Genomic DNA, 13,012 nt, shown 5'->3' on the forward strand with positions numbered 1-13,012 from the left:
GAGCTTCGGTGGTGACCGCTAGCGTGGACGGGTTAGGACCGGTGGCACGCTAGGGATATCCGACCACGGGGATGGGTCCTGAGATAACGGACGCGCTGGCGAAGCTAGAGGCGCGGGACCTGAAAATAGTCTGGCGGAAATCGATTCAGCACGGATCGGTGGAAGGAACCTCGGCACGAGCTGCTTGGGGGCCTTCGGCTATCCCTTTGATATGCTTGATCAAGCATATCTACGCTATACCCTAAGGAAGAATATGTTTGCTAAAGCATATGCTCAATCCTTGGGGGCGATACGCGTACGCGCGTTTTGCTCTTTGCTTACCAGGGAATGAGTGTGGGCGGCGTGGCGTTTTGGTGATGCGAACCATGGAGGGATAGGGCGCGACTAAGGGATGGCATCGGCGCACACCGGCGTGCCGCTCGCTGTAGTTCCAAACGCGGGCGGGAGGGTTGAGGTTGTAAGGGCTGAGGCGGTGTGCGTTTGTGGATGTCGGGGACGATGCATATCTTCTCCGATCTATCTGCCGCCACTCCTGGAGAGCGATGGAGGCGGGGTCCGCGCATATCCTTTTCACTGGACGAGCACTGATTTGGTTCCTCTCGCAAGCTATCGGGCTCGGTGCTGTATCGCTCAGGTGATGTCGGTCGATCACATCGACGGCGTGCGGCTAGCTACTGAGGATCTCAACGATCGCTCCGCAGAGCGTTCTCGAATTGGTGCTATCGGCCAATAGTTGACGTTCGCGCAACAGAGACTGCTGTCATTCCAATGGCTCGTTCACTTCGTAACCTGCCGGATGCCCGGTGGAAGCAGATCGGCCATACCCGACGTTCGGTTACCCGCCATCGAGAGGCGGCTGCAGGCTGCATTCCTGACGTTCGCTTGTCGTCAGCTGGGAATGACAACTCAAGCCGCAACCGAACGCACAATTACGACCGGAGCCGCCGTTCGAACTCGCACGACCGCAGCGACCGCATCCAAGGTACAACGGCCATTCGAGTACTTGGCTCGGATGGCAAAACGGTCGGTGCAGATAAGGCAAGACGCTAGCCACTGCTGTTCCACACTGTTACGTCCTTTTCTTTTCGTCCCATTTTTATTTGGCGCCAGCGATGTGCCGGAAGGCTGCTTGAAGGGCGCGAAGGAGCATTGCCCGCGCCAATGGCAGACGCGGGGCTTGGGGGGCCACCTTGTGATTGCCGATCGGCGCCCAAGGTCGACGTATCTAGGGGCGCGACCGAAACGAACAGTACTTCGATAACCACTACAAGCCACCCGGCCGGTTCGCAACGTCGCGCACCGGCCGAGGCTGCTTCATTTTTCTCTAAGCTTGCGGGCTCGTACATCGACCACCACGTGGGGAATGTATTCGTGCATATCCTTACTGTGGAATTTACTAGGAACTTCAAACTCATCCACGACAACGCCCTCTGTTCGTCCGGGTATTGAAGGATGCTTTGATCCTGATGCGGCCAGAATTGTGCCATCGGGACCGTAGGCCACGTAAATGTTCTTTACCATATCCGAAAACTCCTTTAAAGGTGACGACTTTTTATTGACTAGCTCACGCTGTCGTTTGGAACCGTCAGCGTGGCAAAGCAATCCAGGTTTACCTGCGTGTAGTTCTGGAAGTTATAGTGCAGGAGCCTGTTTCCTGCAGCGTCCGATGTTACCCACAGGTCGCCCGTAATCCCTACAGCGCCATCGGTGCTGATCGGTATGACTGTTAGATTCACATACTCCCAATTGATCGGCCAAACCCAGTAATTTGGGCCTGGGGGGATATTCGGCATATAAGTATCGTAGACGTCCACTTCCATTTTGCCACCCATGTCGCACTCCTTCTCTCGCTTTTTATTTCGCGAGAATTGATGTTTACATACTCACGCGTTGTAATCACCAGCACACGCAACCCCAACGCGAAGGGTCGCGAAACTCGGTTCGTATTCGGATGCGCAAAGCCTGCGCGAACTGCTGCGGCGATGGCTTCTACTATGTCGTCTTTAGCGTAACGGACTACCTTACTCACGACTCACCCGCTGCGTAGTGAGGTCGACATACCGTGACCGCGCGATGCAGTGAGGTTCGGTCAAATCCCAGAATCGGATCGAACTAGTATCGGCTACAAAGAGCTTCGAGAGTCAAACACCGCTGGATTCTCAAGTGGCAAAGCGATCTGCTGCCATCTTCGGACTTTCCGCTTTGGGAGGTAATACACTCCAGCAACGTCCTTCATGCAGAAAGAAAAACAACGCGCGGGTACCCGCAGCTTCCAGTGACTCAACGCACACATATCGGCCGTTGCACGAGCCTGTGCGACTGAACACCGTTACACGCACCATCGTCGGGAAACGCGGTGCCAACCATTTTTCGACCTGCGAACGCAGGGACTTCGCTCTCGTAGCTTTCATGGCTCACTCCAAAGGGTTCCTTTGCCGGGAAGAACGAAAAGGTTGTTCTGGCAGGCCGGTACGCTCAAATGTACGATCGGGAGATGGCGCCTTCTATGATGGGGCCGCCGTGAGATATGGCCGAAACGCCGGATCAGGTATGGCGAGCGCGAATGACCGTTATGCTTGGCGTGTATCGGAGCACGAGTGGCAAGTCGACGTATGGACGGAGTAAGCAATCCTCATCAAAAAGGGTGACATTCGTCTCGCTTGCGCTATGCAAAACCGCCGTGCCAAACGGTTACTGTTGCTGATCCGGTGGTATGGTTCCACGCGTGCTAAGTGCGGGCGCGTGCAGATTCGGCAGCGCCGTCCACTTTCTCTTGATTCTTACGCCAGCCTGCCGGTGGCATTCCAAATTCCCGCCTGAAGGCACGACTGAATGCTGCCTCCGACTCGTAGCCAATTTGCTCCGCTACAGCGGCAAGCGACTTACCGCGGATCAGGAGTTCTTGCGCCGCGATTTGCATGCGCCACCGCGCCAGGTACTGCATTGGCGGTCGTCCGAGCAGATCCGTGAATCGTTGCCCCAACGCTGAACGCGATAGTCCCACCTTACGTGCCAGTTCATCCACAGTCCAGGGATGGACCGGCTGAGCGTGGAGCAACGAAAGTGCACGCCCCACAAAGCGATCACGGACCCCGGCCAGCCATCCAGTTTGGTCCGCAGGCAGCGCTTCAATACAGCAACGGACCGCTTCGACAAACAGTAGTTCGGACAGTCTGGCGAGAACGATCGTGCCGCCCACCCGCGAATCGGCCGCCTCGGCGGCGGCAAACTTGAGTGATGCCTCGAGCCAGGCCGCACGTGGATCGTTGCGCACATCAATCTTGAAGATTCGCGGCAGGGAGGAGAGCAAGGGGTTGCTCAGCGTATGGTCGCAGGCCAAAAAGCCGCAAACGATGCGAGTCGGCGTTCCACCGCCGCCATACGACAGCGTCATCACCTCGCCTGGCGCTGCCTCCATCTGACGCGACAACAGCAACTCCGCTGGAACGGGGGAGATATCCAGGCCGCTGCCTATCAAGTGCGTTTCACCTTGAGGCACCACCAGCAATTCACCGGCATTAACCTGTATTGCCGAACTTGGGTCGTCAGCCAGTCGCGCCCGACAGTTACCTTCCGTGATCAGGTGATATGACACCACACGCTCGGATCGCGGCAGGTAAGCGGCACAGAGCGCGGCAACCGGGCGGCCAATCACGCACCACGGTGCCGTAAAGGTCCCGTTGAGATACACCGCGCCGCTTAAGCGCACGACGCGCAGCACGTCAGAAACTGCGTCCATGTGTCCATCTCCTGTCGGCGACTCGCGTTGCTCATGCCCGTGCGTCTAGAATGATTGTTCGGTCGCCCTACAGGCGGACGAAGAAAGTCACGGCGTTGGTGACGGTATATAGCCGAGTCCGGTCAATTGTTGATACGACAGGTCGCTGGTCGTTGCGCGGATAGCGATTGTCGCAAGTCGACACACTTCAGCCGCTCGGCCCCGTACCTTCAACGGCATTTCTTTTAGGTCACTTCGGCAAATGACCATGAGACGTCGTTTGCCCGCGATCATCGTCAGGTAGACACCGTTGGGCTCACAAGACTAAACAACTCGGGGGTGGTCTGGCGTAGGTCAGGCGTCCCGTGGGTTTTATTCAGACCATGCAGGCCTATTGTGGAAATCGACCGGTTGCGTGGTCGGGCCACTTCGCACACGGCGCGCAATATGAGTTTAGACGGTGACGGTATCTACTGCCATATGTCGTTCGCCATATCGTCGAACGACTAGCCGTGAAAGAATCGCAAGGTAGTTGACAGACACGGTCTAAGAGGTTGGTGAACAGTTCGTCACCACGGCCCGTCCAGTCGCGTTGCTCAGCCGCAGTCTGGGGGCGGCGCTCCTGCGGTAGAGTCAGATGAGCATGGTAGTCATACCACGCGTCGAGCACAGCTTGAGAACTCTTGCTGCGCCATATCGTCCAAGGACACGCCGGCCATAGAAGGTGAGATCGATCATGTTCAGGGCGCGAACATCATCGAAGGAGACACGAGCTTGGCGAGTGGCCATCAATGTACTGAACACCCAGTCTCGTCGCTGCGCAGACGCTCGGGCGCGTTCGACAAACTTCTGCGCCTGCACGGTCAGGATGGGACCAAGAATTGTCGAGATGACCATCAGCCATTCGCGTTCAATCGATCATGGAAAGCGGTCAGTGACCGTATAGGGTCTCGCTGTGTAGCGACCGAGCGCAAAGGTCGATCTGCCCAACATGATCGTTAATGGAGGGTCCGATAACTGGACAGAACCGACATTTTAGTGGCCTTACTCGCGCGAGGGCGAACGGCTGGAGTTGGCGTCCGGCGGACTAACGCCAATTCACCGTCCACATCTTTGGACGTGTCGGTTTATGTCCAAGCGGGCCATGTACAGTGCGTGCCTGGTGCGGACGTGATCCACTTTAAGATCGATAGGTTGCAAGGGCCGAGGCCCATACGACAATGTGGCCGTTAAGCGACTAATCAATTGGTTGCGTAGGCTCGGGCGCAAACACCAGCGCTTATCGTGAGCATTTCTATATTCGCGAAACGGTTGGCATCGCAGTTTCGCTCCATGCAAATGTGCGAATTCCTACACAATGCCGAGTTCGAGGGTGTAAGTCGTCCGTAATTTTCCTAATCTGTTTATCGTCAAATCAACAAATCACCGGCTTTCTCACTGGTGCCCGCGCGCCGATTCGGTTCAACTCCCGAACGTGGTGCCGCGGAATTAGGCACAGAGAACGAGGTTCTTCGCGGATGTCAGGGAGAAGACGGCTACGGGACCCTCTTCGGACGTGTTCTGTTTGATAGGTAAATGGCCGCCTTCAAACTTCTTCGGACGTGCGGACTTCCCGGCGCGAATCGACTGGACAGACGCGAGCTCACGGCGTTAGCGCGTCGTGTAGCGAGCCCGTTAAATAGGAGAATGTCGCATGGAAGAAAACGCAATGGGCAATCCGGAAATCAAGGACACGCCGGACATATCGTTCCAAAGATGGGTGTCTCGGATCTGTGTTGTTGGAATAATGGCGTGGACTGGATTTTTCTTCGCAATACTGGTCTACCAATCTTTGTGGGGTGCGGAGGAGCCAAAGAACTGGTTCCTTCAAATGGTACAGCATCATCCAGCAGCGACGATCGGCATCGGAATTTCCGCCATCTCGGCATTTTTTATTGTCGCCGTTCTACAAATTACAACGGGTGCGGTTCAATTCGACATACTGAGCTTCAAGTTCAGCGGTGCTGCGGGTCAGGTCGTGCTGTGGGTACTTTGCTTTCTGGCCATGGTATTTGCGTTGTGGCTTCTATGGAACAAAGCATGAGGGGGCAGCAGCCAGCGTTAGTAAGTATTGCCATGTAGCCGAACGACAATGGCGCGGATCGCGCAACGAGGCGTCACTTCGGGTCGCCTAGTGACTCGGCGAATCGTTCAACATGAAGTCCGAATGTTGGGAAAGGAACCTGTAGCCGCTTTACGGATTCCGTTACCTGAATGTCGGGTTTGGCCGACAAGATTTCATGGACCGTCCGGCAGGTTACGAAGCGAACCGGCCATTGGAATGACGGCTGTCTGGGTTTCGCGAATGACAACTATTGGCCGACTGCACGCGGTCGCCGCCGTCGCCGTAAGCCGCCGTTCAAAACCGTTGATTCAGGCCAGCGTCGTCTTCGCGGCATCATCTTCGAGCGGGTGAAACCGGCCGAGGCCGGGTGAAAACGCGCTTTGCACGGGGTCTTCTCAAAAGTCGACCCTTCAGCTCGTCGCGTATCGGGCTGGTGGCAACTCTCGAAGGGTAAAGCGACACCCGAAAACCGAGTACTTTTGTGTTTTCACACGGCCTCGGCCACAACCGGACAGTCTGCTACGGTCCTCGTGCGTTCGCTCGTAGCACGGGAGCAGCCATTCGTGTCCTTCTGCCGACCGACCTTGTCCGCGCGAATGCGCAACGGCTCGGTACACGGAAATCGCCGCGGCAATTAAAACCCCAGCTTGATTTCTTCGTCTTCACGTCGCCTGGCCTTCTCTGCGGCGCACGATTAAGCTCAGGCACAACTTCGTGGCCGCCAGCAAAACCGGCTCCCGCACGACGACCCTGATGCGTTCGTTGATCGAGATGGTGCCAGCGGACGAACACATTGCGATTATCGAGAATGTCCGCGGTGTTCCTGCTGAACCATAAAGAGATGGCTCACCTGTTTTATTGCGAAGGGGCCGGATTTCTGCTGTGGCGCGCCTGGCCGTCTGCATGCAGACTATGCCTGAGTAGACCTCTCTGGCCGAACTGCGGGTTCGGAGGTTTAGGAATATGCGAACTCGCTCAACACTGAGCATGGATGTGGCATCAGCTCAACGCATCCGAACTGCGCGATCGAGGCGGTCATGCAACGGTCTTCGACGGTTCGATTATCGATGTTGAAATGACGGCAACAGAACCTAGAATGTCTTCAACGTCCTCACCGTCACTAAGGAGCGTGCTATGGATCGACTTATAGCGCTAATTGCCCGTGCACTTTTCTGCTGCGGGCTGATTGCACTTCTTACCGGGCTCACGTATGCAGATACTGTAGACAAAGTGGGCACGAAAGTGGACAAGGCGATAGATCACGCTACCGCGAGCGGCGACATGGTGCTGTTGAACTTCCTTCGGCGTCTTGAGGCGATGCTTAACCGTCTGAATGAATTGGCAAGAGATCAGCAAAGCGAAGCGTGGCGTAATGTTGAAAAGCAACGGCAAGGCTTCTTCGACCAAGTGGACCAGACTTTAGACAAGATAAATAGTGGAATGAATGTCGATATCATTCAGCTAAATAACATGGTAAGTGAATTTGACGATACTTTAGTTCGTGTTTCGCGAGCATCGCATTATCCGTTTGTCGGATCGTATTCGCCTCTATTCATTGTGTCGAACCACGCCCCTATAAGATTGCATGTTGATGGTTCCTTTCTCGCAAATGGCGAAGGAACTTTGAAAATAGGAAGCAAGTCAGCTTCGCTGAAGGGCCTTATTGATCCTCATGCAACTTTCGAGGTACCCGCCGACGCTTTACCTCCGTCTGCCGATAATGCGATAACTACAATGTCGATGAATCTTGAATTGGTCGCTCCGTCATATCTTTTTTTCAAAGAAACGAAGTCATACAAAATCGCTCTTTATCTGCTCCCCAAAAAAGTGGGCGACGTGAAGATTACGTTACATCGGACTTTCGACAAGTACGTCATAACGCGCGCAATTCTTTCCGAGGAAACCAACCCGGCAAAGGAAAAGATTTTTGCAGCGTCCGGAGCGGGCTCGGCTCACGACAAGGGCTGTGCTCGGCTTGGGGCCCAATACAACGGCACCGCAGACGCTTCGGATTGGGAGATTGTCGACGCGGATCCGATAAAGCAAGATGATAGTCCAGGGGCTGACGGCGGAGGGCAGGATAATCGGACGGTATACGCTAATAAGCTACCCCAGACAGCAGACAAGAAAGAATTTTGCTTTGAGTACGGTGGTAGCGGACCCGGGGCAGAGTCGGTGAGCGTAGCGTTCCGTGCACTAGCGATACTTCGACATATCGAACATAATACCGATGATAGACAGCTATGGCCTCCAATCAATGACTCCTTCGCCCCCCTACTGTGGACCGGTCAAATAAAGCAGCGCATACCTCTAGCGCCAGTACACGTCAACAATTTGGTTGACGATGTAAGCGTCGAAATCAAATATTTCGACGGTCAGATCGCAGCTATCCTAATGGAGAAACACCTCGTTACGTTACGATTTCCAATCGGGATGGATACATTTCGGTAACGCCTAAATTGATCAATACGAACCTTGACCTACGATAAATAAATAGTGAGCCGTCTAACGACGGTTGTCTTGTAAATGTACAGGAGCTGGGCGAGTCTAGTACCCATCAGAGATCTAACGGTGACCTTGCCCCTGTTTGACGAATCCCATAGCCACGGAAATAAGGCCGCTTCGCCTCGCTGAACTGCGGCCCAGTTTTTCTCGAACGTCATGGGGCTGACGTAGTTGAGCGTCGAGTGTAGGCGCCGCGCATTGTAAAAGCCGAGCCAATCAATCACTTCATCCATTGCGGCACGCCGCGTGGCGAAGTGCCGCCCATGCATACGTGCGACCTTTAGCGAACTCCATAGACTTTCAGTAGGCGCGTTATCCCAACAATCGCTGCGCCGGCTCATTGACGAACGCATGCCATAGGCCTTCAACGTGTCCTGAAACAGGCCGGTGCAATACTGGCTGCCCCTGTCGCTATGCACGATTACGCCGGCTTCAGGGCGGCGTCGAAACCACGCCATGCGCAATGCGTCCGTGACCAGTTCAGCCTTCATGTGCGGCTGCATCGACCAGCCCACCACCTGCCGGCTGAACAGGTCGATGATGACCGCGAGGTACACCCGGCCCTCGGCTGTCGCCAGATACGTGATGCCGGTCGTCCAGACGTGGTTCGGCGCAGTTGCAGTGAAATTGCGCTCCAGCAGATTTGGCGCAACCGGCAAATCGTGGTTCGAGTTTGTCGTCGCGATGTACTTGCGCTTGTGCCGGGCTCGAATGCCATGCTGCGCCATCAGCTTGCGCACCCGCTCTTTGCCCACGCGCACGCCATGCGTGAGCAGTTCCTTCCACATGCGCGGCCAGCCGTATTCGCCCCTGACCTGCGTGTGAATCGTCTTGATGTGCGCAAGCAGTGCGTCGTCACTCACGCGGCCTCGGTGCGGCTTGGCTTGCGCGGTGCGTTGCCTGCGCTGATGATATCCGCTTGGACTGACTTCCAGCGCTTCACATAGCACCGAGACCGGCCAGTGGTGTCGATTGCGCACCCAGTTGTACAGCGTCTGTTCAACCACACTCAGTGTCGCCGCCACCGTCGCCATGCTTTGCCCGGCCTCGACCAGTCGCACCGCTTCCAGCTTGAACTCGAGCGTGTACTGCGCTCGCTTTGCCTTGCTTGTCATCGTTCTTCTCCTTGCTTGAGTTTACCTGCTCAGCAAGGGATTCGTTTTTCCGGGGCAAGCTTACTTTACCTAGACACGCGGGATGCTCCGGCCTTTAGGGCAGAGAGGACATCAACCCAGAAGCGCTCGTGCGTTTTCCTGGCTCAGACCAGTTCTACCAACTTCGTTCAAAGGTTTGGTTCGGAAATAGCCAATGTTGAATGATGCAATATGCATCGGTAGAGGATCGCCTGCTGAAATCGCAGCAGTTGCGGCGTGGCTCTTGTACACTTTTGGAGAGGGTTGAGTACGTACACCACGAACAGAAATCTTATTAATCGCGCAGCGGGGGCATCATGGGAAGCTCAGGTTCGGGTCGTTTTTCGGACTATCCTGGTACGAAGGCCAAGGACGTCGAGGGGGATGGAGTTGGCGTTGCAGGCGGCGCGAGTGGCGTCGACAAATGCAAACAGGCGTTTTCCTGCCTGCTGGAGGATGTCGGTAACAGCGACTTCTATTCACAATTCAAGAAAGTCCCCATTGTCGGCGACCAGTTGGGCATTGTCTTCGACAAGAAGCGTATCTTCGCCGTCGACGTGAACGGTGTGAAGGTTGGGGCGCTCCCCACAGCGCTCAACTACCTTGCGGCGTGCCTGGCGAGCGGCGTTACGTATGTCGGCCTCGTGAAGTCGTCGGCTGAGAAGCCTGTACCCATCGTGGAGGCTGACTTCGGTCCGCAATAGACCATGATCCAAACAGACGCAGTTCTGATTGTTGGAGAGCTTATAGTTGACTTCACGCTTGCTCAACATGGTGCAAAGTGCAAACTTCGTTTGGGTGGTGTGGGCCATGCAGCGAGAGGGCTATGGGCCGCAGGGCTCGAATACTCCGTGGCGGCGTTCTGTCCACAATATCTTGTTGACGAAGCAAAGCGCTATCTGTCGGATTGCGGCTGCAAGGAGTTCATCTGGCTCGGCGATGTCGTCGGCGCCCCGAGCGTCATCGTGATTGGTGACGCGACGGAGGTCTCACATCAAGGCTATGAAGACTTGATGCGTGACACCAAAGCGGTGAAATTCCACGATCCGCTGCCGCGCCTCGACGCTTACCAGAATGTCGTTGTCTTCCCCGGCAGGTTCGATATCAGTGCCCTTGCCAACCAGTTCTCGAATGACGCACGCTTCTCGTTTGATATTGCGTATGACCTTCAGGACCTTTCGTCGCTTAGGGCGTTCAGTGGGCGCGTCCATGCGGTCATCATCTCGACGTCATCTTCTCTGTTCAATAAGCTGGGCAAAGAAGACGTCGGCGGGTTGATAGCGGCAGTGCAGACGCTGTCGCCGAGCGTGTTCTTGCTGAAGGAGAATCGAGGTGGCAGCAGGCTCTTCGATATGCGCGATAGTGGCGTCGAAGAAATCCCCGCAACGCTAGGGCGCACCGTCAACTCAGTTGGCGTAGGCGACGTCTACTCCGCTGTGATGGCGGGGCTCTCGCAGCAGGGCTGGACTGAAGCTGCGTGGCGCGGCTGTCAGGTTGCGACGGCGTATTCGCAGACGACGTTCCCTGACGACCTCAAGCGCGATGTGGAGCGCGGATTCAAGCTTCCGCTGGAGGTGCTGCAAGCGCTGGGCGGCACAGTGCTGCCGTGGCACGACAGGCCTCGTTACTCTATCTACCTGGCCGGCCCAGGTTTCACCTATGTCGATAAGCCGGAACTCGACCGTGCTGCGGATAGCCTCGTGTATCACAACTTCAAGCTGCGGCGTCCCATTGAGGAGAATGGCGAGTTGGCACGGCCGGCGAGTGAGGCAGACCTGCATCGCACGTATCACATGGACTACGAGTTGCTAAAGGAATGCGATGCTGTGTTCGCAGTGCCTCTCGGTCGCGACCCTGGAACGCTCGTCGAAATCGGCATGGCAATCGCGATGGGGAAACCCGTTATCACCTTCGACCCTCGGCAAGAAAACGAGAACACGATGGTGGTCGTCGGAAGTTCGGTATACTCCGCGGACCTTGATGCGTGCCTGAACGGAACCTTCGACGCTCTTGCCAAATTGAGGGCCGAATCGCAATGAAAAAAGCTCTCCTTCTGGCCTCCGGAGGCCTGGACTCAACGACCGTTGGGTACCAACTCGTGGCAACGGGCATTGAAGTCGTACCAATCTTTTTTGACTACGGACAACATTGCGTAGAAGTCGAGTGGAGTCGCGTAAACGAAGTTTTGCCCACCGATATGCATCGGCCTGAGCGTTTCAACATATCGGATATTTTCAGAGGCTCGCAGTCGCGGCTGATTCGCGAAGCAGATCTCTGGACTGAAGAGGTCAAGGACGATGACTTGTACATCCCGTATCGAACGATGCTGTTCTTCGCTGCCGCGGCCGCGCGTGCACAGACGATCGGTATCCTGGATGTCTACACTGGTTTCATCAACAGCAACCACGCCAAAGAAATTGACTGTACCGCCACGTTTATGAACAGCCTCGACGGACTCACATCGAGCATTGGTCCCGTTCGCTTTCACTCGCCGTTCCGCAATTCGTCCAAGGCCGACGTGGCCCGGGCGGCTGCTGAGCTTGGCGTGCCTATCGGACGAACCTACTCATGCCAGGCGTCTGCACAGTTTCCGTGCGGCGCGTGTCCGAACTGCGTCGAGCGTCTGAACGCATTGAAAGAGGCGAAGCTGGTATGAGCAGGACTGGAGCCAAAGGGTCCGCCATTGAGGTGTTGCTTGCAGCGCGGCGCATCGCTGACCATGCGAAGGACGAAGGCGCGCTTCTCGAGGATAAGCACCCGCGTGCTACATGTGGGCACCTGGGAGCCGTTCTGGCGGATTCGGTGCTCCAGGCTGGCCTCAACTACACGACTGTGGTGCGTCCGCGGGTATTGGCCATCCTGCGGGCGTACCCGAACCACCACAAGATTTCGTCATTGCTCGCGGTGATTGAAGATGGCAAGACTGGGGTGTTCCTGAACTGGCGCCACCACGAGAAGGTGACCCGGTTCGAAGCGTTGGTTGTTTTCATGAAGAATTGGGGCATCGAGGACGTGAGTGATTTGCGCGCCGGTCTGGCGTCCGACGAGTTCTGCGACGCGATTCAGACCGTCAACGGGATTGGCCCGAAGACCGTGGATTACATGGCGTGTCTCGTTGGTATCGACTCCATCGCGGTCGACCGTCATGTGCGGACGTTCGCGAAAACGGTCGGTGTCGAAAACGATGACTATCATTTTCTGCGTAAGTCGTTCTGCTGCGCAGCGGATCTTCTTTCACTACCGCGACGCGAATTCGACGCCTGGCTCTGGCGTCGGGCTACGGCACCAGCTCAGGTGCAGTTGACTCTCGGAGTCTAAGCGCCGTAAGTGACGCCGCGCTTACCCAGAGCACGGCGTCGTAACTGCTTTGAGGTGACTCACAGTTCTCAGCCATCACGAAACGCGGCGAAGTAACGACAGCCATGTCGAACTATTGAGCGACCCAGTGAAGGTAGACGAAGTCACAGTAGCGCCCGGCACGATCACGCATGAGCTGATGCGCGCGCTAGCTTGACGCGTACCTAAGCCAATAGAAGCTGCGAATGCCTTCGC

General features: G+C 55.9%; 11 protein-coding genes and 1 pseudogene. 7 read left to right on the top strand and 5 right to left on the bottom strand.

Annotation, left to right across the window (positions count from 1 at the left end; translation table 11 throughout):
• Positions 1 to 1,314: 1,314 nt before the first annotated feature.
• The 4 genes from BLT65_RS46655 to BLT65_RS48065 all read right to left on the bottom strand — a co-directional run bounded on the left by BLT65_RS46655 (position 1,315) and on the right by BLT65_RS48065 (position 4,615).
• A complete protein-coding gene (locus BLT65_RS46655; protein WP_143036577.1) occupies positions 1,315 to 1,521 on the bottom strand; it encodes a hypothetical protein in 207 nt (68 codons plus the stop codon).
• A gap of 38 nt (positions 1,522 to 1,559) precedes the next feature.
• A complete protein-coding gene (locus BLT65_RS29180) occupies positions 1,560 to 1,832 on the bottom strand; it encodes a hypothetical protein (protein WP_091784207.1) in 273 nt (90 codons plus the stop codon).
• A gap of 896 nt (positions 1,833 to 2,728) precedes the next feature.
• On the bottom strand, positions 2,729 to 3,739 hold the full coding sequence (locus tag BLT65_RS29190; RefSeq protein ID WP_091784212.1) for an AraC family transcriptional regulator: 1,011 nt from the start codon (positions 3,737 to 3,739) through the stop codon (positions 2,729 to 2,731).
• Between the two features lie 612 nt (positions 3,740 to 4,351).
• Positions 4,352 to 4,615, bottom strand: coding sequence for a DUF6680 family protein (locus BLT65_RS48065; protein WP_244186706.1), 264 nt, complete (start codon positions 4,613 to 4,615; stop codon positions 4,352 to 4,354).
• 796 nt (positions 4,616 to 5,411) lie between these two features.
• Here BLT65_RS48065 and BLT65_RS29200 point away from each other — a divergent pair.
• The 3 genes from BLT65_RS29200 (at position 5,412) to BLT65_RS29210 (ending at position 8,273) form a co-directional block, all read left to right on the top strand.
• Positions 5,412 to 5,801 carry a hypothetical protein gene (locus BLT65_RS29200; protein ID WP_091784215.1) on the top strand — a complete coding sequence of 130 codons (390 nt, stop codon included), beginning with the start codon at positions 5,412 to 5,414 and terminating at the stop codon, positions 5,799 to 5,801.
• Positions 5,802 to 5,980: 179 nt separating this feature from the next.
• Complete coding sequence (locus tag BLT65_RS29205) at positions 5,981 to 6,193, top strand: hypothetical protein (RefSeq protein WP_143036578.1); 213 nt, start codon at positions 5,981 to 5,983, stop codon at positions 6,191 to 6,193.
• Positions 6,194 to 6,956: 763 nt separating this feature from the next.
• Positions 6,957 to 8,273 carry a hypothetical protein gene (locus BLT65_RS29210; RefSeq protein ID WP_091784221.1) on the top strand — a complete coding sequence of 439 codons (1,317 nt, stop codon included), beginning with the start codon at positions 6,957 to 6,959 and terminating at the stop codon, positions 8,271 to 8,273.
• A gap of 164 nt (positions 8,274 to 8,437) precedes the next feature.
• On the opposite strand, the pseudogene BLT65_RS29215 reads toward BLT65_RS29210, so the two are convergent.
• Positions 8,438 to 9,442 (bottom strand): annotated as a pseudogene (locus BLT65_RS29215) (IS3 family transposase); the annotation flags it as partial.
• Positions 9,443 to 9,777: 335 nt separating this feature from the next.
• On the opposite strand from BLT65_RS29215, the gene BLT65_RS29220 reads away from it, so the two are divergent.
• From BLT65_RS29220 to BLT65_RS29235, 4 genes are read left to right on the top strand one after another with little or no spacing between them, the layout of a single operon-like run.
• A complete protein-coding gene (locus BLT65_RS29220) occupies positions 9,778 to 10,164 on the top strand; it encodes a hypothetical protein (RefSeq protein ID WP_244186709.1) in 387 nt (128 codons plus the stop codon).
• Between the two features lie 3 nt (positions 10,165 to 10,167).
• Positions 10,168 to 11,499 carry a nucleoside 2-deoxyribosyltransferase gene (locus tag BLT65_RS29225; protein WP_091784223.1) on the top strand — a complete coding sequence of 444 codons (1,332 nt, stop codon included), beginning with the start codon at positions 10,168 to 10,170 and terminating at the stop codon, positions 11,497 to 11,499.
• Positions 11,496 to 12,116 (top strand): 7-cyano-7-deazaguanine synthase, encoded by a 621-nt coding sequence (locus BLT65_RS29230; RefSeq protein WP_091784225.1) that lies wholly within the window; start codon positions 11,496 to 11,498, stop codon positions 12,114 to 12,116. The genes BLT65_RS29225 and BLT65_RS29230 overlap by 4 nt, the downstream gene beginning before the upstream one ends.
• On the top strand, positions 12,113 to 12,778 hold the full coding sequence (locus tag BLT65_RS29235) for an HhH-GDP family DNA glycosylase (RefSeq protein WP_091784227.1): 666 nt from the start codon (positions 12,113 to 12,115) through the stop codon (positions 12,776 to 12,778). Before BLT65_RS29230 ends, BLT65_RS29235 begins: the two co-directional genes overlap by 4 nt.
• Positions 12,779 to 13,012 lie beyond the last annotated feature (234 nt).

Origin of the sequence: Paraburkholderia steynii (assembly GCF_900100565.1) — a bacterium.
GTDB classification, from domain to species: domain Bacteria; phylum Pseudomonadota; class Gammaproteobacteria; order Burkholderiales; family Burkholderiaceae; genus Paraburkholderia; species Paraburkholderia terrae.